The organism is Spongiactinospora sp. TRM90649, from assembly GCF_029382225.1.
GTDB lineage: Bacteria > Actinomycetota > Actinomycetes > Streptosporangiales > Streptosporangiaceae > Spongiactinospora.
Map to the genome: position 1 here is coordinate 283,204 of NZ_JARLTC010000002.1, position 20,910 is coordinate 304,113.

Here is a 20,910-nt window from a genome sequence, read left to right on the forward strand (position 1 = left end):
ATGGGGTCATGGGGTGCGCTCCGGGGTGCGGACGTGGGTGGCTAGGCGGGCGGCCAGTTCGCGGGCGGTGCGGATGAGGAGGGAGCGGTCCAGGCGGCCGCCCCATTGGCCGCGGAGGAGTTCGGCGCCCTTGGGGTCGTGGGCCAGGCCGCCGACGAAGGCGACCTCGCGGCCCGTGGCGGTGACGATGCGGCGGACCTCGTCGATGGAGGAGCGGTACTGGCGGGGGTCGGCGATCACCACGACGCCGATCTGCGGGCCCTTGGCCAGCACGCCGAGGCGTTCGCGCAGGTGGGCGACGTGGTCGAGGCTGGCCCTGGCGAACAGGACGACCAGTTCGGCCTCGGTCATCAGGTCGTTGATCTCGGGGTGGGCGCCGAGCCGGCCGCAGTCGGCCAGGACGTCGGCGCGCGGGATGGACGCCAGGGCGCGCCCCAGCGGACCCCACAGCCAGGTGAGGCCCGCCGCCTGCTCGCCGTGGGTGAGCCCGGTGAGGACGTCGAGGCCGCCCACGATCTTCTGGGAGTGCTCGTGGATCTGCTGGACGGTTAGCCCCCGGCGGGCCGTGGCGCCGAGTGTGAGCAATCCCCTTGTGGGATTGAGCACACCGCCGTCGGCCGACGGGAGGCGGTAGGCGAGGTCGCCGCCCGCCGGGTCGCACTCGGCGAGCAGCACCGGGCGGGGCCAGACCGCGCCGAGCGCCGTGGCGGCCGTGGTGACCCCCGGCGCGCCCTTGTCGGCGGCGAGCACGATGAGCGCCATGTCAGCGGGCTCCCGGCAGTTCGGCCAGGGCGATCTCGCCGATGGTGGCGTAGCCCGCGACGACCGGCGACAGCCCGCTGTCCACGATCACCGTGACCGCCCCGCTGGAGCCGCTCCTGCCCGACGTGCCGACGCTGTCCACCAGCGCGCTCTGGGCGAGGACCCGGGGCTCCCGATCGGCGCCCGACCGCCCGGGGACGTGGATGACCTGGACGCGGTCGCCCGGCCGCAGGCCGGAGGGCGACTGGCCGGGTTTCAGGGAGAGCCCGACCCGGGCCTTGCCCGGACCCAGCTCCTGACTGGCCCGCACGACCATCTGTTCGGTGAGCAGGGTGCCCGGCAGCAGCGTGACCTTCGCGAAGGTGCGGCTGACCTCGTCACGGTGCGCATATGCCACGTAGCCGAGCCCGGTGTCGGCGATCTGGACCTCTCGCATCGCCGCCACCGGGATCGCCTGGCCGGTGCCGACCTGCTGGGTGATCACGATCGCGGAGACCCGGTCGCCGCTGCGCATCACCAGCAGGGTGGTGGCCAGGGCGCCGCCGAGGATCAGCAGGACCGCGACGGCCGCCAGGGCGGGCCGGCGTTCGCGCGGGGAGACGGGGAGCTTGCGGGAGGCGGGGCCGGACAGAGTGCCCTGAGCACCCGCGGCGGCCGGGGTCCGGCTGTCGCGGGCGGGCTTCTCACTGATCCTCATGGGTCGGGGGCTCCCAGGAGTCGGTGGATCCGCCCACGCTGCTCATGAGCATGGGCTGCGATCACAATAACGGCCAAGCGTGAATAACGGAATTCACGCCATTATGTGCGTCGCGACGAAGACCTGGGGTGCTTATCCGCAGACCCATGCTCGTTTCATCGAGCTGACCATGTCAACACCGGGCGAGCAAGACCGTCTCGTTAAGACGGCTGGATTCCGCGGTGAATAGCTGGTAATGCGGATGGAATTAAACTTTAGTAACAGGCGCACCATAAATCCCACTGGTCGGCCTTGGGACCCGGCGAACCCGACGATTGACGTCAACCCATCGCAAGGCCGGGCCGGTCCTGGTTACTTTGAACCGCGAAGCACCCCCCTAGGAGTCGCGCTATGCGGATCATGCTCACTCTGGTGGGCGAGCACGGCGGTCGTGATGTCGTGATCGAAGTGGACGACGGCACCACCGTCGCCGGGCTGGCGGATGCGCTCGGCGGCGCGACCGGCGAGCGGCTGGCCAAGGTGGTCCGGCTGTCGCGGGCGCGCGCGCCGTACGGGATGGACCGGCGGTCGCTCGTCCCCGCCCAGCGCACCCCCGAAGAGAGCGAGGGCGGCGGGCGGCTCTGGCGCGGCGGCCGGGTGCTCGACCCCGACGCCGCCGTGGTCAGGGTGCTGCGCAACGGCGACCTGGTGACGCTCGACGCGCGCCTGGCCGGGGCCACCGTCATCGACGAGCCCGCCGGGATCGCCGAGCTGCGGGTGGTCGGCGGCCCCGGAGCGGGGTCGGTGCACCGCCTGGGCCTGGGCAGCCACATGATCGGCTCCGGCCCCGCCTGCACGGTCGCCGTGACGGACCCCACCCTGCCCGCCGAGGCCGCCCGCCTGCGGATCACCACCGAGGGCGTCACCGTGGAGCCGCCAGTACTCTCCGACGCCCCGCCGCCAAGGAAACCGCACAGGAAGCGCAAGGCGCGCAAGACCCGGAAGGGCGGTCGCCGTGGAAGCCCCCTGTCCGGCCCTGAGACGGCCGTTGCGGGAGTGACGCCCACCCTTGAGGGCGAACCACTGACCGGCCCCGCCACGTGGCCCTGGGGCGCGCTGATGCTCTGCGGCAGCTCGGCTTTCACGCTGACCCTGATCGAGCCGCCGGATGCCCACCTCGACTCCCGCGCCGACGGCGGATTCGCCTACAACCGCCCGCCCCGGCTCGCCAGGCCCGACCGCGTGCGCCGCCTGGCGGTGCCCGCCGAGCCCAGGCGCGGCGACGGGGTCAGGCTGCAGCTGCTGGCCGCCATGCTGCCCGCCGTCCTCGGGCTGGCGCTGGCCTGGGTCCTGCAGATGTGGTACTTCCTGCTGTTCGCGCTGATGACCCCGATGATCATGATCGGGCAGTGGTGGAGCGACAAACGCCACGGGCGCAAGCAGTACCGCCAGGCCGTCAAGGAGTACAAAGAGCGCACCCGCGCCTTCGAGCGGGAGCTGGAGGTGGCCAGGGCCGCCGACGAGGTCGCGCGGCGGGCGCTGGCGCCCGACCCGGCCGAGGTGCTGCTGACCGCCACCGGCCCCCGGCGGCGGCTGTGGGAGCGGCGCGTTCACGACGCCGACGCGCTGCGGCTGCGGGTGGGCCTCGCCGACCTGCCCGCGGACCTGGAGCTGGTCCCCGAGCGCGGCGCGCCCGGCGACTTCGTCGCGCCCGATCCGCCGACCTCCCACACCGTGCCGGTCGCCCTGGCCATGCGCCGCCTGGGCGTGGCCGGGATCACCGGCCCCCGGGCGCAGGCCGCCGCGCTGGCCCGCTGGATGGTCGGCCAGGCCGCCGCCCTGCACAGCCCCCGCGACCTGGCCGTGGTCGTGCTGTCCGCGCACGGCGACGGCGGCGACCACTGGAGCTGGGCCCGCTGGCTGCCGCACTGCGCCCCGCACGGCGGCGAGGACTGCGTGGCGCTGATCGGCGCCGACCCCGAGGCCGCCGCCCGCCGCGTCGCCGAACTGGCCGCGCTGATCGAGGAGCGCCTCGGCGAGGAGGCCTCCCCCGGCTTCGGCAAGATGCCCGCGGGCTGGGACGACCTGGGCTGGAACGGCGGCAGGAAGTCCTCCGAGTGGGGCGCGACCGAGGAGCCCGCCTTCTCCTCCTACGACGAACGCCCCTACGACGTGCTGGTGGTGCTCGACGGCGCGCAGTTGCTCCGCTCGCTGCCCGGCATGCCGCAGGTGCTGCGGCAGGGCCCCCGCGCGGGCGTCTACACGCTGGCGCTGGACGAGGACCAGCGGCTGCTGCCCGAGGAGTGCGCCACCGTGGCGGCCTGCGACCGCGAAGGCCGGGTGCGCCTGCACGGCGGCGGGCTCGACGCCATCGGCGACATCCTGGCCGACCAGGTACCGGCCTCGTGGTGCGACCGGCTGGCCCGCGCCCTGGCGCCCATCCGCGACGTGAGCCGCGAGGACGCGGGCTCCGCGCTGCCCGACTCGGTCCGCCTGCTCGACCTGCTGAACATGCCCGCGCCGTCCGCCCCCAAGGTCGCCGAGCGCTGGCGGGGCGCGACCACCCGCGCGCTGCTGGGCGTCGGGCCCGACGGCCCGTTCACCGTGGACCTGCGCCGCGACGGCCCGCACGCGCTGGTCGCGGGCACCACGGGCGCGGGCAAGTCGGAGCTGCTGCAGACCATGATCTGCTCGCTCGCCGTGGCCAACCGGCCCGACGAGATGACGTTCGTGCTGATCGACTACAAGGGCGGCGCGGCGTTCAAGGAGTGCGTACGGCTCCCGCACACCGTCGGCATGGTCACCGACCTGGACGGTCACCTCACCGCCAGGGCGCTCGCCTCGCTCGCCGCCGAGATCCGCCGCCGCGAGCGGCTCCTGCTGGAGGCCGGGGCCAAGGACATCGAGGACTACCAGGAGGCGCGCGGCTCCCACCCGCCGCTCCCCCGGCTCGTGCTGATCATCGACGAGTTCGCCGCGATGGTCACCGAACTGCCCGACTTCGTCACCGGCCTGGTGGACATCGCCCGGCGCGGGCGCTCCCTGGGCATCCACCTGATCCTGGCCACCCAGCGGCCCGCCGGCGTCGTCACCGCCGACATCCAGGCCAACACCTCGCTACGGATCGCGCTGCGGGTGACCGAGGGCGTGGAGTCGTCCGACGTGATCGACCGGCCGGACGCGGCGCACATCTCCAAGTCCACGCCTGGCCGGTGCTACGTCAAGTCCGGGGCGGGCGCGGCGGCGGCCGTCCAGGCGGCCAGGATCGGCGGACGCCGCGGCGCCGGAGGCGCGAACGGCCGGGTGCGGGTGGCCGAGCTGGGCTGGCGCGCGCTGGGCCACGCGCTGCCCACCTCCGCCCCCGAGCAGGCCGAGGGCGCGGCCGGCAGCGACCTGGCCACGCTCACCCAGGCGCTCATCGACGCCGCCCGGATGCTGAACGTCCCCGAGCAGCCCACGCCGTGGCTCGATCCCCTGCCCGACCGGGTGACGGTCGCCGAGCTGCGCCGTCCGGACAAGCCGGAGGGGCGCGAGGTCCCCCCGCTGGTGTTCGGCGTGACCGACGAGCCGTGGGCGCAGGGCCGCCGCGACCTGGCGCTCGACCTGGTCGACGGCGGGCACCTGCTGCTGGCGGGCGCGCCGCGCAGCGGCAGGTCCACGGCGCTGCGCACGATCGCCGGGGCCGTGGCGGCGGGCGCGTCGCCCGCCGACGTCCACCTGCACGCGATCGACTGCGGGTCCGGCGCGCTGCTGCCGCTCGTCGCGCTGCCGCACTGCGGCGCGGTGGTCACCCGCGACCAGCTCGACCGGGTCGAGCGGCTGCTGACCAGGCTGCGCGCCGAGGTGGGCCGCAGGCAGCAGCTCCTCGCCTCCGCCGGGTACGCCTCGCTGGCGGAGATGCGGGCCGCCGAGACCCTGGACGGCGAGCGCCCGCCGTGGCTGCTGCTGATGCTCGACCGCTGGGAGGGCTTCGTGGCCGCGTTCGAGGGCTACGACTACGGGCGGCTGATCGACACGACTCTGCAGATCTTGCGCGAGGGCCCCGCCGTCGGCGTGCGGGCCGTCGTGACGGCCGACCGGTCCGGGCTGCTCGGGCAGGTCTCCACGGTGTTCGACGAGCGGCTCATCCTGCGGCTGTCCGACCCCACCGACTACGGCCTGGCCGGGCTTCCGCTGCGCGACCTGCCGTCCGCGATGCCCGCCGGCCGGGTGCTCGCGATGAGCGACCACGGCCTGGTGGAGAGCCAGATCGCGCTGCTGGACGCAGAGCCGTCCGGGCCCGCGCAGGTCGCCGCGCTGCAGGCGCTCGCCCGCGACGCGGCCCCGCCGCGCGAAGGGTGGGAGCGCCCGATGCGGGTGGACCCGCTGCCGATGCGGATCACCACGGGCCAGGCGATGGAGCTGGCCCCCGCGTTCAAGCCGCCGTCGGCGCTGTGGGCGATGCTCGGCGTGGGCGGCGACGCGCTCGCCCCGCTCGGGATCGACCTGGTCGGCCATGGGCCGGGCGCGGTGATCGCCGGTCCCTCCCGGTCGGGCCGGTCGGCCGCGCTGCTCACCGCCGCCCGCTCACTGCTGGCGGCGGGCACGCCCGTCGTCGTCGTGACGCCGCGCAGGAGCCCGCTGCGCGACCTGGCGGGCGAACCGGGGGTGCTCGCCGTGCTGGGCGCCCAGGACGGCGACCTGCGGGCCACGGTGGCCGGCCACGACCGCTACGTGGTGCTCGTGGACGACGCCGAGCTGATCTCGCCCGACTCCTCGCTCGGCGCGGCCCTGGAGGAGGTGCTGCGGTCGGGCCGCGACGCCGAGCACGGCCTGATCATCGCCGGTCCGACCGGCGACCTGACCACCGCCTACCGGGGGTTCGTGGCCGAGGCGCGCAAGGCGCGCACCGGGCTGCTGCTTTCGGTGCAGAGCCCGGCCGACGGCGACCTGTTCACCGTGCGGCTGCCGCGCGGGGCCGTCGGCGGCCCGCCGGGACGCGGCCTGCTGGTCACCCTGGGCACCGTCACGCCGATCCAGGCCGCGCTGCCTGAATAGGGCGGATACGCGGCCGATACCGGGTGGACACGCGGCGGCGAAACACGACGGGCGCATTCCGGAAAGGAATGCGCCCGCGTGCGGGGTCAGGGAAGTCAGCGGGTCGCGGACTCGATGTTGCCGCGGTAGGTGTTGATGACCCTCGACGCCTCCTGCAGCTCCTCGGCCATCCGCTGGAAGGCGGCACGATAGTTCTGCCAGGAATCGCGGAACCGCTCGGCACCCGGACCGGTCCACGCGGTGCCCACCTTCGCGGCCTCTCTGTCCAGGGCGGCCGTGGTCGCACGAACCTGATCGGCCTGTTGGGTGAACTGGGTGGCCATCTGCTGCATTTCCGCGGGATTGCCACCGAGCAAGCTCTGGCTCATGCCAGTCTCCTTCTCGTCGACGTCACAGGGTCGCCAAGCGCCATCACGTTAGACGCCAGATTACGGGGAGAGAGCCGTTATGCCGAGTGGCTATGGAGAACTCGCCGAGAACAATCCCGTCGCATTGCCCCGGAGTTTGCCCCGGGGTCCCTCAATGCGACGGTCAGGGGACGCCTAAACTCCGTTGCAGGCCGAGTGGCTCTGACGCCCGCACGAGGCATCCGAGGTGCCCCGACGACCCGGCGGGCGTGCGAGGAAGGAACGACGTCTGTGCAGAAGATCCTGATCGCCAACCGTGGAGAGATCGCTGTTCGGATCGCCCGGGCCTGCCGGGACGCGGGGCTGGCCGGCGTCGCCGTGTACGCCGACGAAGATCTCGACGCGCTGCACGTGACCATGGCCGACGAGGCCTACGCGCTGGGCGGCACCACGCCCGCCGACACGTACCTGAACATCGGCAAGCTGCTCGACGTCGCCGCGCGCAGCGGGGCCGACGCCGTCCACCCCGGCTACGGGTTCCTGGCCGAGAACGCCGACTTCGCCCAGGCCGTCATCGACGCCGGGCTCACCTGGATCGGCCCGCCGCCCGCCGCCATCCGTTCCCTGGGCGACAAGGTCTCCGCCCGGCACATCGCCCAGCGGGCGGGCGCGCCGCTGGTCGCGGGCACGCCCGACCCGGTGTCCGGAGCCGCCGAGGTCACCGCGTTCGCCGCCGAGCACGGACTGCCGATCGCCATCAAGGCCGCCTTCGGCGGCGGCGGGCGCGGCCTGAAGGTCGCCCGCACCATGGAGGAGATCCCGGCGCTCTACGAGTCGGCGGTCCGCGAGGCCGTCACGGCCTTCGGCAGGGGCGAGTGCTTCGTGGAGCGCTACCTGGACCGGCCTCGGCACGTCGAGACCCAGTGCCTGGCCGACTCCCACGGCAACGTCGTGGTCGTCTCCACCCGCGACTGCTCCCTCCAGCGCCGCCACCAGAAGCTGGTCGAAGAGGCCCCCGCGCCGTTCCTGACCGACGAGCAGACCCGGGTGCTGTACGCGAGCAGCAAGGCGATCCTGCGCGAGGCGGGCTACGTCGGCGCGGGCACCTGCGAGTTCCTGGTCGGCCTCGACGGCACGGTCTCCTTCCTTGAGGTCAACACCCGGCTCCAGGTAGAGCACCCGGTCAGCGAGGAGGTCACCGGGATCGACCTGGTCCAGGAGATGTTCCGGATCGCCTCCGGCGAGGCGATCGGCTACGACGACCCGCCGCTGCGCGGGCACTCCATCGAGTTCCGGATCAACGCCGAAGACCCCGGCCGCGGCTTCCTGCCCGCCCCCGGCACGATCACCTCGATGCGCATCCCCACTGGGCCGGGCGTGCGCCTCGACTCCGGCTACAACGCCGGGCAGACGGTCCCCCAGACCTTCGACTCGCTGATCGCCAAGCTGATCGTCACCGGCGCCGACCGCCGTCAGGCGCTCGCCAGGGCCCGGCGCGCGCTGGCCGAGTACGACGTCGAGGGCATGCCCACGGTGCTGCCCTTCCACCGCGCGGTGGTGAACGACGACGCCTTCACCGGCGAGCCGTTCACCGTCCACACCGGGTGGATCGAGAACGGGTTCGACAACACCATCCCGCCGTTCGCCGCCCCCGCCGAGCAGGCCGACGGCCCGGCCGAAGAACGCGAGCGCATCACCGTCGAGGTCGGCGGCAAGCGGCTTGAGGTGGTCCTGCCCGCCGGGTTCGGCGGCGGCGCGGGAGCGGGCCGCGCGGCGGGGGCGCGTCCGCCGCGCCGCGCCGCCACGAGCGCCAAGAAGGCCGTGGCGGGCGGCGACTCCCTGGTCAGCCCGATGCAGGGCACGATCGTCAAGGTGATCGCGGCCGACGGCGACACGGTCGCCGCCGGCGACCCGATCGTGGTGCTGGAGGCGATGAAGATGGAGCAGCCCCTCACCGCGCACAAGGACGGCACCGTCTCCGGGCTCAGCGCGATCGTCGGGCAGACGGTCAACTCCGGCGCGGTCATCTGCGATATCAAGGAGTCCTGAGATCGACGAGAGGTACGGTCGAAACAAGGGGACGACCGGGAACTTCGCTGACCGCCCGTTCGTCCTTCCGGGCGAAGGAGGCTTGCTGCCGTGAACATGACCCACCCGGTCCGCCGAGCGGGCACAGCGCTGGTCGCGCTGCTCGCCGGGCTTTTCGCGCTGTTCGCGCTTGCGCCCGCCGCGAGTGCGGCGGCGCCGCCCGACGCCAACACGCTGGTCGCGTCCTGGAAGACCAGCGACCCGCTCTACGTGATGAGCGGAGCGTCGCTCAGCTCCAGCCAGCAGTCCGACATCCGCGCGGCTCTGGAAGACTCGAAGAGCAAGATCTACATCGCCGCGTTCCCCGACGGGACCGTTTCCAACGACCAGATCGCCGCGTACATGCGGTCGATCGGGCAGGCCCTCACCGCCGAGGGCCGCAGGGACGCCACCGTCGGCGTGATCGACGGCACCAACCTGTTCGCCTCGTCCGGCCTGGTGAACCAGAAGACCATGGCCCGGATCGCCAACCTGTCGGCGCAGAACAACCCGGGCGACATCACGGCGGTCGTCCAGGAGTTCGCCACCCGGACCAACGCCGCCGTCGACGGCGACCGTGGTGCCCTCGACCCGAAGCAGAACTCTTCGGGCGGTGGTTCCAGCGTGGGCATCCTGGTGGGCATCCTGGTCCTCGCCGCCGCCGGTGGCCTGGGCCTGTTCTTCTACGCGCGCAAGAAGAAGCAGCAGCGCGAGGCCCGCGAGGCCGCCGAGCTGGCCGCCGTGAAGCAGACCGTCGAGGAAGACGTGACCAAGTTCGGCGAGGAGATCACCTCGCTCGACACCGACGTCAAGCTGCTCGGCGCGGGCGGCGGGCACCTCACCGAGTGGCAGCAGGCGCTCGACTCCTACGAGAAGGCCAAGGTCGAGCTCGCCGGGGTCGCTCGCCCCGAAGACGTGCGCGGCGTGACCACCACGCTGGAGGACGGCCGTTACGCGCTCGCGGTGGTGAAGGCCAGGGTCAACGACCAGCCGATCCCCGAGCGCCGCGCGCCCTGTTTCTTCAACCCGCAGCACGGCCCGTCCGTGCGCGACGTGTCCTGGGCTCCGGCCGGTGGCGCGGTGCGCAACGTCCCGGCCTGCGCGGCCGACGCCGAGGCCGTCGAGCGCGGCTTCGACCCGCAGATGCGCGAGGTCATGGTCAACGGTCAGCGGCGGCCGTACTACGACGCGGGCCCGGCCTACCAGCCCTACGCCTACGGCTACTACGGCGGCTTCGGCGACGTGATGAGCCTGATGCTCGTCGGCACGCTCATGGGCAGCATGATGGGCGGCTTCGGCGGCATGGGCGGCTACGGCGCCGGCTATGAGCAGGGCCTCGCCGACGGCGGCATGGGCGACATGGGCGGCGGAGACTTCGGCGGCGGAGGTGGCTTCGGCGACTTCGGCGGCGGAGACTTCGGCGGCGACTGGTAACCCACCCTCCTTCGAGAACACGAACCCCGGCGGCCCCGGCCGCCGGGGTTTTCTCTTGCGGAGGGCATACTGAGTATGCATACTTAGTATGCATGACGATCCGGCACGGACTGCTCGCGCTGCTCAGCAGGGGGCCACGACACGGCTACCAGATGCGGGCGGAATTCGAGGCGTCGACGGGGGCGACCTGGCCGCTGAACATCGGCCAGGTCTACACGACGCTGTCCCGCATGGAGCGCGACGGCCTGGTCGAACCGGGCGAGTCGGACGAGCAGGGCCGGGTCGTCTACACGATCACCGAGGCGGGCCGGGCGGAGATGGTGCGCTGGTTCGGCACCCCCGTCGCCCCGTCCGACCGGCCGCGAGACGAGCTGGTCATCAAGCTGGCCATGGCCGTCGCCGCCGAGGAGGTGGACGTCGCCGAGGTCATCCGCGCACAGCGGACCGCGACCATGCGCGCCCTCCAGCGGCTGACCAAGGCCAAGCGAGACGCCACGGAGGGCGTCGCCCGGCGGCTCGTGCTCGATTCCATGATCTTTCAGGCCGAGGCCGAGCAACGGTGGCTGGACCACTGCGAGGCCGTTCTCAGGGAGGACCGATGACGGTCTTAAAGCTGGTCGAGGTGGCCAGAATCCACGGCGAAGGAGCGACGGCCGTATCCGCACTGAAAGGGGTGAGCCTTGAGGTCGGCGCGGGCGAGCTGGTCGCGGTCACCGGCCCTTCCGGCTCCGGCAAGTCGACCCTGCTCAACCTCGCGGGCGGGCTCGACCGGCCCACGTCGGGTGCGGTACACATCGACGAGCGGGACCTGGCCACCGTTCGCGACCTGGCGGCACTGAGACGCCGGGGGGTCGGTTACGTCTTCCAGGACCTCAACCTGATCACGTCGCTGACGGCGGTGGAGAACGTGATGCTGCCGCGCGAGCTCGACGGCGTGCGATCACGCACCGCCCGCGAGGAGGCCATGGCCGTACTGACGGAGATCGACGCGGCGCATCTGGCCGGCCGTTTCCCCGACGAGCTGTCCGGGGGCCAGCGCCAGCGGGTGGCGATCGCCCGCGCCCTGATCGGCGAGAGGCACCTGCTGCTGGCCGACGAACCGACCGGCGCGCTCGACACGCGCACCGGCGACGAGATCCTGCAGGTCCTGCGCGCCCGCTGCGACGCGGGCGCGGCGGTCCTGCTCGTCACCCATGAGTCGCGTTACGCCGCCTGGGCCGATCGTGTGGTGTTCCTCCGCGACGGGCTGATCACCGATGTCACGACCGCGTCGCCGGCGAGCGCCGGATGAGCGCCGTACGAGCCGCGCTGCGCCTGGCCCGCCGGAACGCGTGGCGTTCCCGGGGACGAAGCGCGCTCATCATGGTGATGATCGGCTTACCGGTCCTGGTGATCACGGCGGTTCTCACGCTCCTCGCGACCACGAGCGTCTCCCCGCAGGAGGGCCTGGTCGCGGAACTCGGCGCCGCCGACGCCCGTCTCATACGGATACCCGAGGGCACGGAGTTTCAGCAGGATCCGGACGGGGCAGCTTGGAGCGGGGGTGGCGGCGAAGAGGCCCTGACCAGGATCGGCGACGCCGAGGTAATAGCACTGCTCGGACCGGGCACCCGGTTGGTCCCATTCAGGAAGGCTGCGATACAGCTCGGCACCGAGCGGGTCGACGCGCTCGACACCGACCTGCGTGATCCCCTCACCAAGGGCATGCTGACGCTGAGCGAGGGCAGATTTCCCGGCGTCGGCGAGGTCGCGGTGACATCCGCGTTCGGCCTGCGGCCCGGCGATCTCCTGCGGCCGTCCGGCTCGGCGCCGCTGACGGTGGTGGGCGTGGTCGAGCACCCGCACGAGCCGTCGCTTCGACAGGTCGTGGGGCCGGATCTACCGCTGACGACGTCGGTGGAGTTCTGGTCTTCGTCCGGAGACGGCATCGGCTGGCTGGCCGACACCCCCAAACCCGTCTCCTGGGCCGATGTGCCCGCGCTGAACAAGGCCGGTCTGTACGTCACCTCCCGCTCCATGATCACGGACCCGTCGTCGTACTCCCAGCTTCGCGCCCCGGCCTTCGAGGTCCAAGGCGTGATCGCGATGGGCGCCATGGTGATCATGGTGGTGCTGGTGACCGTGCTGCTGGCCGGGCCCGCCTTCGCGGTCGGGCTCCGCAGACGGCGCAGGGAACTGGCCGAGATCGCGGCGCAGGGCGGCTCGGCCGGACACCTGCGGACCATCGTGCTGGCCGACGGGCTGATCCTCGGCGGAACGGCCACCCTGGCGGCGACGGCGCTGGGCATCGGGGCCGGAACACTGGGCGCCCCCGTGCTGGCGAGCTGGGGAGGGCAGACCGGCCCGCCGGAGGTACCGTGGACGCCCGTTGTGAGCATCGCCGCGCTGGGCCTGCTCACCGGGCTCGTGGCGGCACTGGTGCCGGCCGTCCAGGCGGCCCGGCAGAACACCGCGACCGTGCTGTCCGGCCGCGCGCCCGTGGTGGCCGATCGGCCGGGATGGCCCCTGGTGGGCGCCGGGCTGGTGGTGGGCGGACTGGTGGCGACCGTGGTGACACGGCGTCAGCCGGACTCGATCTGGGTATTGGTTTCCGCGCTGCCGGTACTGCTCGGGCTGGTGGTGCTGACGCCGTGGCTGGTCCGTCAGACGGGGCGCCCGGCCGCGCGGCTATGGCTCCCGCTGCGCGTGGCCGTCCGCGACGCGGTCCGCCAGCGAACCCGGACGGCGAGCGCCGTGGCGGCCGTCATGGCGGTCACGGCCACGGTCGTGGCGCTCGGCATCGGCACCAACAGCGAATACATGGACCGGCGAAACGCCTACACCTCGGCACGCCCGACCGGCTCGCTGGCGATCTGGGCCGGCAACATCGGTGACGCGTCCTGGAACAAGGTTCGCGCCGAAACCATCCGCCTGCTGCCGGGCGTACCACTGGCCTCCGGCTATCTGGCGAGGGACGCCAAGGGCCACCGCTACGCGTTGCGGTACTCGGTGCGCTGGAACGGGATCCGGACGCGTCGCACGGCGGCCATCGGGGACCAGGCCCTGCTCCGACTCCTGCAAGGGCGCCATGACCCGGTCGCGGCGGCCGCACTGGCGAGCGGCAAGGCCGTGGTTTTCGACCCGTCCTCGGTGCGGAACGGCAAACTGACCCTGCGGGCGGGCTCCACCGGCGGCCCGCCGCGCGGGCTCGAAGTTCCCGCCGTCGTGGCCACCCCCGCCGACCCGCACCAGGGCGGCGCCCTGCTGCCGCGCGCCCTGGTCGAGGGGGCCGGCTTCACCACAGTGGAGCGCCAGCTCTACGGCATGTACCGGCCGCCGACCAACTCGACGCTCTGGAGCGATCTCACCAAGGCGTCCCACTACCTGACGGTCGCCACGGAGGCGGGGTACGGCAATGTGCCCTACCCCGTCGAACCTTGGATCTGGCTCGGCGGCGCTCTCGTCCTCGTCGTAGGCGGCACGCTGGCCGCCACCCGCCTGGCGGCGGCCGACATGCGGCCCGAGCGGGCGGCGATGGCGGCCATCGGCGCCCCGCCCCGGACGTTGCGGATGATCGTGGCCGGCCAGGCCCTCTACATCTCCGGGCTGGGCGTGCTGGTGGGATTGACCGCGGGAACGGTGACGGGTGTGGCGCTGAGCCGGACGATGACCACACAGGCCGCCAGGGATCCGGCCACGCTCGCCGTCCCGTGGCCGTTCCTGCTCGCCGTGGTGATCGGGCTCCCCCTGCTGGCGACCCTGCCGGCGCTGCTCGGCCGCACCCCCCAGCCTCTCACCTGCCGATCCGTATGATGCTGGATCAAATCCCGTCACCGGACGTCGCCGCACTGCACCCGCGGGCCGACGTCCGGGCCGGATCGGGCCGGTCGATCGAGTTCCTCGCCGACCTGGACGTGCTGCCGTAACGGCAAGGACGCCCTCGACCCGGAAGAGTCGCAGGACGGCGACGCCCGTCGCGTCTACCTCGGCCCCGAATGCGCCGCCACCTTCCGCATTCAGGTGGAAGACGCTAGGAGACGAACTGGCTCGTCAGATCGCTGATCATGGTCGCGGAGTCGAACTGCCCGTCTCGCACACCGGCAAGGAAGGCGTCCCACTCGGCGATCGTGAAGACCTGCGTCTCGCGATCCCGGTTCTTGGTGTCGCGGACCAAAACGACGAACTCCTCGGCGGCCTTGTTCGCGATTCCCGCGTCACTGCCACGCACGACGGCGACCTCGACGCAGTTACCACCAGTGCTGTTGCTGCGGGTGCTCTTGCGCCAGATCGCGGTGGTCAAGTCCATGCTGGACGCTTCCCCCTTGTTGTTGGCCCCTTCTCAGGTCAGCTCCGCCGCCACCGCGCGCAACATCGCGATCGTCTCTGCGGGGCCGAGCGCTCGCGCGCGCAAGTGGTCGAATCTGAGGCTATACCACTCCACGTCGTGCGTCTTCTGGGTGTAGAGGCCGCCGAGATGCTGCTCGACATACACCTTGTCAGGGTCGCCTGCGGCAGGGAATTTCAATAGGTAGAACGATCCGCTCATGGCACCATGCTCGCCGGACTTGAACGGGAGGACCTGCAGTGTGACGTTACGAAGCCGGGCGAACTGGATCAGGTGCTCGATCTGCTCCCGCATGACCTCCGGGCCTCCAACCACACGTCGGATGACCGCCTCGTTCAGCACGAACCAGACCTGCAGCGGGTTCCGCTCTTTCAGCCGGACCTCCCGGCTGGTTCGGAGCTTCACCATGTCGTCGATTTCGTCATCCGGTTCGGCGGTCGATGTGGTCGAGATGATCGCCCGTGCGTAACGCTCGGTCTGCATGATGCCTGGGACGAGCTCTGATTCGTACCCGTGGACATGCGATGCGGACGCCTCCAGTACGACGTAGACCTGGAAGTAGTCCGGGATCGCGCTGGAGTACTGGTGCCACCAGTCGGGCTCGCTGGCCCGCCGTGCGAGCTCGATGATCGCGTCCACCTGCTTCGTGCCGGTTCCGTAGAGCTTGAGCAGGCGTTTCACGTCGCGTTGCAGGACGCGACTCTTGTCGTTCTCGATCCGGTAGAGCTTGCTCTCCGCCCATCCCATCTCCTCCGCGACGGCCTCTTGACTCAGGCCGGCCGCGTCGCGCTGAGCGCGTAGCTCACCCGCCAGCCGTGTGCTGGCGACCGTTGGGATGTGCTTGCCGCGTGCCACCATGCTCCCCTTGGATAAAGAATCTTGATTGGTTTCAAATGAATGCTTGCATTAAGGCCTGCCTATGTGAAAACTACCACTCAGATGTCGTGTTCGTTGGCTGACCAGCGAGATTGGCACCGATCTCACCTCATCGGAATGGGTACAACCCACCGATTAAGGTGAGATCGCGGCAAACCGCTGGCCGAGATACGGCGGTGATCGCGTGAGCGTGACGGCCCCTTCCGAGGCGCGAGAGCAGTACCTGTACCTGACCCGGCTCGCGTGGAGCCTGCGGCTGCTCGGCGCGGACGTGGTGCTCGAACTCGGGACGGCGGTGCCCGTGGTGGCCGTCCGGCGCGGGCCAGGGGATCGGCTGCGCGTCACGGCAGTCGTCTGGTCGGGCCGGTGGGTGTACGCCTGGGGACGGGGACGCAGGCGGTGGGCCGACGCCGACGAGAGCGCCGCCCGGGTGATCATGAGGGCCGCACGGTGACGGCGGTCGCGGCCGTGGTCCCGCTGATGGTCTCGATGCCGGGGACGCAACGGTCGGTGCCGGTGGCCCGGCACTGGATCGCCCAGGTCGTGGAGGCCTACGGCGGTTCGGGCATCGATGACGCGTTGCTAGTGGCCAGCGAGCTCGTGGGCAACGCCGTCCGCCACAGCCGCTCGGGCGAGCCCGGAGGCCGGGTGGTAGTGCTGATCGCCCGCCGAGGGCAGGCCGGGGTGCGGATCGAGGTGATCGACGAGGGTGCGGAGACGATCCCCCGCCAGCGTGATCCGGACTGGGAACGGGAGTCCGGCCGCGGCCTGTGGCTGGTGCAGCAGATGTCGCTGGCCTGGGGGGGTGGAGGTACTGACGGGCGGACGGCGGGCGGTATGGGCCGAGGTGGCGGTGCCCTGCCGCACGCCGGGTGAGGTGGGCGGGCGATGACGGTCGTAGCGCGGCGTCATGGCGGAGTCATGAGGGGAGGTGATTACAACCAGGCCGACCCGATCTTCGGTCATAGCCGATCGACTTCAAGTCGAGCCGACCGAAATTCATGACGAAATGGATAGACGGAGGGACCTTTTCGGCCTACCAAATCCGCAGGAGGTACGTTGTCCAAGCATGACCTTCTCGATTTCGTGTGGTGGGAGATCACAGGACGTTGTCAGCTCGCCTGTGACCACTGCTATGCCTCATCTGGACCTGGCGAGACCCACGGAACGATGACTGTCTCGGACTGGTGCCGCGTCATCACGCAGACTCGCGCGACCGGCGCGATATTGGGCCAATTCATCGGCGGTGAGCCAACTCTGCACCCGGCGTTGCCGGAACTGGTACGGCATGCCCTCGCCACGGGGATGGAGGTCGAGATCTATACGAATCTCGTCCGCGTCACCCCGGCGATGTGGGAGACCTTCCGCCTGCCGGGGGTCCGGCTGGCGACCTCCTACTACTCCGACCGGGCAGAGGAACACCGAGCCATCACGAAGCATCCCTCTCTCAGGAGCACCACGAAGAACATCGCTCGTGCCAGGGAACTCGGCATCCCGCTTCGCGCCGGTGTGATCGGGGTTCTCTTTAGGCAACGTACCGGCCAGGCCGCCGCCGTCCTGGAGCGGCTGGGCGTCACTGAAATCGGCTACGACGATCTTCGAGAAGTGGGGCGCGGCATTCGGGGGGACGGGCCAGGCGTTGATCAACTCTGCGGCAACTGCGCAGACCGGCAAGTCGCCATCTCTCCAACTGGAGAGGTCTGGCCGTGCGTGTTCTCGCGCTGGCTGCCCGTAGGCAACGTCCATCGATCGTCTCTCCCGGCTATCCTCATGGGCGAGACGTTCACCCAGGTCGTGAGCGATCTCCGGAGGGAATTCGGGGAGCGTCTGGCGGGCAGTCACAGCAAGCCGTGCCGACCCGATCCGTGCAGCCCGGACTGCAGTCCCTCGTGCCAGCCTCAGCGCAACTGCCGTCCAGCGGGCAATTGCGCGCCGAACTATAGCTGCGGGCCCTGCGCACCCAAGGACCAGAACTGCAATCCTCTACGGAACTGCAACCCCAACAAGTGCCGCCCAACCAGCAAGTAGGGATCGATATGACCAGCCGACACCGTGACCCCGAGTCCGGGCAGCGCGCCTTTCTGCGCCGTGTCCTCGCCGAAGGCGCTGACCGCCTCGGTGTGACTCTCACCGGGGACGCGGTGTTCGGCTGGCATGACCGCACGATCGGTTCGGCCTGTCTCAGGGAAGACCATCGGCTGTGGTTGCGGGCCACCGCCGAGCATTGCGATTGGGCGCACGGCGAAGGGTGGACCGGAAATCAGGATGCTACGGCGATCACCGGAGTGCCCAAGCCTGTATTGATCTCGCGTGCCGAGTGGGAGGAGACACCGGTTTTGATGTACGCGGAACTGCTCACCCACGTGGCCGACGAACCGTGCTCCACTTCTCCAGAACTGACCAGGCCGCTGGTATTGCCCGCTTCCTGGTGGGCTGATCTACGCGAAGCCGTCGATACGCTTGCCGCGCATTCCACCCCCCGAGGCGATCACGATCCGTCCAGGGTGCCACGCGATGTCGAAGCCTTTTACGGCAGAACACTCGACTTCCCCGAGCCCCCGATCATGCGCACCGAGCACACCGATCTGCATTGGGCCAACCTCACCCAGCCTCGCCTATGGCTCCTGGATTGGGAGTATTGGGGCAACGCCCCAGCGGGGTACGGCGCGGCCGTCCTCTACCTGCACAGTCTCCTGGTCCCCGCCACGGCTGCCCAGGTCTACGACGTATTCGTCGACGTCCTCGACACCCCGACCGGCCGTCTGGCACAACTTTCCGCCGCCGCGCACATCCTTCACCGAGCCGAGCACAGCGGTGACTACCCAACGTTGGCCGGTCCGGTGCGCACTCTCGCCGATCGCCTGATGATGCCCGCCAGGAGGCGCTAGCCGTGCTGCTCACCCGGCTGACGGCCCGCAGTGTTCCTCCTGGTTGGCCCGCCGCCTTGGCCCCCGTGGCCCACCTCGCGGAGCGCGGTCTCACACTGACCAGCCCGGTCGCCTTCCTCGTCGGTGAGAACGGCTCAGGCAAGTCCACCATTCTGGAGGCGATCGCCGATGTATGCGGCATCAATTCCGCCAGCGGTAAGGCCGGTACCAGGTACGCCAGTAGCAGTGGGCCGGAAACTCCGCTGGGTGAGGTGCTCGACGCCGATCTGACCGCAACGGGGCTACGGCTCGTTCGTGGTCCTCGTCTGAAGCGGCGAGCGTTCTTCTTTCGTGCTGAAACGCTCTTCAATCTGGGGCAGAACGTGTCTGGCCTGCACGGTTTCTGGGAGGACGACCTTACCGAGCAATCCCACGGTGAGGGGTTCTTCACGGTGCTCGAACGCATGGTGTCGGGGCCGGGACTGTTTCTGCTGGACGAGCCCGAAGCGGCTCTGTCCTTTCATTCGTGCGTGCGGCTGGTGGGTTTCATGCATCGTGTCGCACGTCAAGGGGGGCAGATCATCTGTGCTACCCATTCGCCGGTTCTCACCAGGCTCCCGGGCGCGGAGATCATCGAGCTCGGTGACCATGGCATGCGCACAGTCGCGTGGGAAAGCCTCCGGTTGGTCGATGATTGGCGGCGCTTCCTCGCCAAGCCGGACTTCTACCTGCAGCACGTTCTGGAGGCGGACTGAGGCCGAGTTCCCGAACAGCGTCACTGTGCGGCTTGTCGCCGGGACCGGAGTAGGTGCGGAGCGGGGTGGAGGGGGCGTGGCCGCGCGGAGCGCTGGGCCGCCCCGGCGGGGGGCATCGCCCCGGAGGGGCGGTGGGGGTGGTGGGTGGGTAACGGTCTGACAGTACCGGCACGGACGATCACCCCGGGGAGGGCCTTTCCAACTGGTGCCGTAACGGCGAGAACCATGCACGCTTGAGAAGCGCTCGGGCACGGGCCTTCGCCAGGCACGGGCGGCGGCGTTGGGAACGGCTTGCCGTACCGGCCGATCACCCGCACCTGTGCGCGATCAGATGCCGTTGCCGGTCATCGGTTGCATCAGGCGGCGGGCGGCCTCGGTGACCGAGCCGGACAGCGACGGGTAGACCGCGAAGGTGTGGGCGAGCTGGTCGACGGTCAGCCGCTGCTGCACCGCGACCGACACGGCGAGGATCTGCTCGGAGGCGCGCGGGGCGACGATGACGCCTCCAAGCACGATGCCGGTGTTCGGGCGGCAGAACAGCTTCACGAAACCGTCGTTGAAGCCCTGCATCTTGGCCCGCGCGTTGGTGGCCAGCGGCAGTTTGACCACGTTGGCCTCGATCTCGCCGGACTCGATCTGGCGCTGCGCGACGCCGACCGTGGCGATCTCGGGGTCGGTGAAGATGTTGGCGGCCACGGTGGCCAGCCGGAGCGGCTGGACGGCCTCGCCGAGCGCGTGCCACACCGCGATGCGGCCCTGCATCGCCGCCACCGAGGCCAGCATCAGCACGCCGGTGCAGTCGCCCGCCGCGTAGACGCCGGGGGCGGAGGTGCGGGAGACCTTGTCCACCTGGACGAACCCGTTGGCGTCGAGCGTGACCCCGGCCTCCTGGAGGCCGAGCCCATGGGTGTTGGGCACCATGCCGACGGTCATCAGGCAGTGCGTGCCCTCGGCCGTGCGGCCGTCCTCCAGCGTGACGACCACGCCGTTCGGGACGCGCTTGACCGACGCGGCCCGCGATCGGCCCATGACGTTCATGCCGCGCCGCCGGTAGACCTCCTCCAGCACCTCCGCGCCGTCGGCGTCCTCGTTGGGCATCATCCGGTCACGGCTGGAGACCAGCGTGACCTCCGAGCCGAGCGACCGGTAGGCGCCGGCGAACTCGGCGCCGGTCACGCCGGAACCGACCACGATGAGGTGTTCGGGCAGCTCGGGGAGGTCGTAGAGCTGCCGCCAGTCGAGAATGCGCTCGCCGTCGGGCCGGGCGGAGGGCAGCACGCGCGGGGTCGCGCCGGTGGCGACGATCACCACGTCGGCCTCGATCGTGCGGTCGCCGGCCCGGACCACCTGCGGATCGACCAGGCGGCCCGAGGCGCGGATCACCTCTACGCCCTCGGCCGCGACGCGCGCCGCGATGTCGGCGGACTGCGCCTGCGCCAGTTCCTTTACCCGTTTGTTGACCAGCGGCAGATCGACCAGGACGCCGCCCACCTCACCGTCGCCGCCGCCGCTGAAGTGGACGCCCAGCGATGCGGCGTCGAGCAGCGCCTGTTTACGAACGGACGTGGTGATAAGGGTCTTGGACGGCACGCAGTCGGTGAGCACGCACGCCCCGCCCAGGCCGTCCTTCTCGACCACTGTGACCTCGGCGCCGAGCTGCGCGGCGACCAGGGCCGCCTCGTAACCGCCGGGGCCGCCGCCTATGATCACGATCCTCGTCACGTACACCATTGTCCCGTATCGCGCGAGTGAGTAACGATCGGGG

At 70.9% G+C, this 20,910-nt stretch carries 16 protein-coding genes and 1 pseudogene; 11 read left to right on the forward strand and 6 right to left on the reverse strand.

What is annotated here, in order from left to right:
• Positions 1-6: 6 nt before the first annotated feature.
• Together P3X83_RS01365 and P3X83_RS01370 are read right to left on the reverse strand one after the other, a co-directional pair.
• Positions 7-762 carry a hypothetical protein gene (locus P3X83_RS01365; RefSeq protein ID WP_277303369.1) on the reverse strand — a complete coding sequence of 252 codons (756 nt, stop codon included), beginning with the start codon at positions 760-762 and terminating at the stop codon, positions 7-9.
• A 1-nt stretch (position 763) separates the two neighbouring features.
• Positions 764-1,459 (reverse strand): hypothetical protein, encoded by a 696-nt coding sequence (locus P3X83_RS01370; RefSeq protein ID WP_277303370.1) that lies wholly within the window; start codon positions 1,457-1,459, stop codon positions 764-766.
• A gap of 390 nt (positions 1,460-1,849) precedes the next feature.
• On the opposite strand from P3X83_RS01370, the gene P3X83_RS01375 reads away from it, so the two are divergent.
• Positions 1,850-6,475: an FtsK/SpoIIIE domain-containing protein gene (locus P3X83_RS01375; RefSeq protein WP_277303371.1), complete on the forward strand. Its 4,626-nt coding sequence runs from the start codon at positions 1,850-1,852 to the stop codon at positions 6,473-6,475.
• 95 nt (positions 6,476-6,570) lie between these two features.
• On the opposite strand, the pseudogene P3X83_RS01380 reads toward P3X83_RS01375, so the two are convergent.
• A pseudogene (locus P3X83_RS01380) lies at positions 6,571-6,852 on the reverse strand (WXG100 family type VII secretion target); the annotation flags it as partial.
• 261 nt (positions 6,853-7,113) lie between these two features.
• On the opposite strand from P3X83_RS01380, the gene P3X83_RS01385 reads away from it, so the two are divergent.
• From P3X83_RS01385 to P3X83_RS01405, 5 genes are all read left to right on the forward strand, one after another.
• The gene (locus tag P3X83_RS01385; RefSeq protein WP_277303373.1) at positions 7,114-8,871 is read left to right on the forward strand and encodes a biotin carboxylase N-terminal domain-containing protein; all 1,758 of its coding nucleotides are present in this window, start codon (positions 7,114-7,116) and stop codon (positions 8,869-8,871) included.
• Between the two features lie 96 nt (positions 8,872-8,967).
• Positions 8,968-10,323, forward strand: coding sequence for a hypothetical protein (locus P3X83_RS01390; RefSeq protein WP_277303499.1), 1,356 nt, complete (start codon positions 8,968-8,970; stop codon positions 10,321-10,323).
• 92 nt (positions 10,324-10,415) lie between these two features.
• Positions 10,416-10,925, forward strand: a complete 510-nt coding sequence (locus tag P3X83_RS01395) for a PadR family transcriptional regulator (protein WP_277303374.1) — start codon at positions 10,416-10,418, stop codon at positions 10,923-10,925.
• Complete coding sequence (locus P3X83_RS01400; protein WP_277303375.1) at positions 10,922-11,614, forward strand: ABC transporter ATP-binding protein; 693 nt, start codon at positions 10,922-10,924, stop codon at positions 11,612-11,614. The genes P3X83_RS01395 and P3X83_RS01400 overlap by 4 nt, the downstream gene beginning before the upstream one ends.
• Complete coding sequence (locus tag P3X83_RS01405) at positions 11,611-14,115, forward strand: FtsX-like permease family protein (RefSeq protein WP_277303376.1); 2,505 nt, start codon at positions 11,611-11,613, stop codon at positions 14,113-14,115. Before P3X83_RS01400 ends, P3X83_RS01405 begins: the two co-directional genes overlap by 4 nt.
• Before the next feature lie 217 nt (positions 14,116-14,332).
• Here the strand turns inward: P3X83_RS01405 and P3X83_RS01410 are convergent, their stop codons facing one another.
• Positions 14,333-14,608, reverse strand: coding sequence for a DUF397 domain-containing protein (locus P3X83_RS01410; protein ID WP_277303377.1), 276 nt, complete (start codon positions 14,606-14,608; stop codon positions 14,333-14,335).
• A 33-nt stretch (positions 14,609-14,641) separates the two neighbouring features.
• A complete protein-coding gene (locus P3X83_RS01415) occupies positions 14,642-15,502 on the reverse strand; it encodes a helix-turn-helix transcriptional regulator (RefSeq protein ID WP_277303378.1) in 861 nt (286 codons plus the stop codon).
• A gap of 205 nt (positions 15,503-15,707) precedes the next feature.
• Between P3X83_RS01415 and P3X83_RS01420 the strand changes: the two genes are divergently transcribed.
• From P3X83_RS01420 to P3X83_RS01440, 5 genes are all read left to right on the forward strand, one after another.
• Complete coding sequence (locus P3X83_RS01420) at positions 15,708-15,977, forward strand: hypothetical protein (RefSeq protein ID WP_277303379.1); 270 nt, start codon at positions 15,708-15,710, stop codon at positions 15,975-15,977.
• A complete protein-coding gene (locus P3X83_RS01425) occupies positions 15,974-16,399 on the forward strand; it encodes an ATP-binding protein (RefSeq protein ID WP_277303380.1) in 426 nt (141 codons plus the stop codon). The genes P3X83_RS01420 and P3X83_RS01425 overlap by 4 nt, the downstream gene beginning before the upstream one ends.
• Before the next feature lie 183 nt (positions 16,400-16,582).
• The gene (locus P3X83_RS01430; protein WP_277303381.1) at positions 16,583-17,551 is read left to right on the forward strand and encodes a radical SAM protein; all 969 of its coding nucleotides are present in this window, start codon (positions 16,583-16,585) and stop codon (positions 17,549-17,551) included.
• A complete protein-coding gene (locus P3X83_RS01435) occupies positions 17,530-18,411 on the forward strand; it encodes an aminoglycoside phosphotransferase (RefSeq protein WP_277303382.1) in 882 nt (293 codons plus the stop codon). Before P3X83_RS01430 ends, P3X83_RS01435 begins: the two co-directional genes overlap by 22 nt.
• 2 nt (positions 18,412-18,413) lie before the next feature.
• The gene (locus P3X83_RS01440) at positions 18,414-19,145 is read left to right on the forward strand and encodes an AAA family ATPase (RefSeq protein ID WP_277303383.1); all 732 of its coding nucleotides are present in this window, start codon (positions 18,414-18,416) and stop codon (positions 19,143-19,145) included.
• 327 nt (positions 19,146-19,472) lie between these two features.
• On the opposite strand, the gene P3X83_RS01445 is transcribed toward P3X83_RS01440, so the two are convergent.
• Positions 19,473-20,867, reverse strand: coding sequence for an NAD(P)H-quinone dehydrogenase (locus P3X83_RS01445; RefSeq protein ID WP_277303384.1), 1,395 nt, complete (start codon positions 20,865-20,867; stop codon positions 19,473-19,475).
• Positions 20,868-20,910 lie beyond the last annotated feature (43 nt).

Bases quoted from the DNA above. Each gene is read 5' to 3' on its own strand.
- P3X83_RS01400 (WP_277303375.1), top strand. From the start codon at position 10,922: ATGACGGTCTTAAAGCTGGTCGAGGTGGCCAGAATCCACGGCGAAGGA.
- P3X83_RS01375 (WP_277303371.1), top strand. From the start codon at position 1,850: ATGCGGATCATGCTCACTCTGGTGGGCGAGCACGGCGGTCGTGATGTC.
- P3X83_RS01410 (WP_277303377.1), bottom strand. From the start codon at position 14,608: ATGGACTTGACCACCGCGATCTGGCGCAAGAGCACCCGCAGCAACAGC.
- P3X83_RS01390 (WP_277303499.1), top strand. From the start codon at position 8,968: ATGACCCACCCGGTCCGCCGAGCGGGCACAGCGCTGGTCGCGCTGCTC.
- P3X83_RS01370 (WP_277303370.1), bottom strand. From the start codon at position 1,459: ATGAGGATCAGTGAGAAGCCCGCCCGCGACAGCCGGACCCCGGCCGCC.
- P3X83_RS01395 (WP_277303374.1), top strand. From the start codon at position 10,416: ATGACGATCCGGCACGGACTGCTCGCGCTGCTCAGCAGGGGGCCACGA.
- P3X83_RS01365 (WP_277303369.1), bottom strand. From the start codon at position 762: ATGGCGCTCATCGTGCTCGCCGCCGACAAGGGCGCGCCGGGGGTCACC.
- P3X83_RS01405 (WP_277303376.1), top strand. From the start codon at position 11,611: ATGAGCGCCGTACGAGCCGCGCTGCGCCTGGCCCGCCGGAACGCGTGG.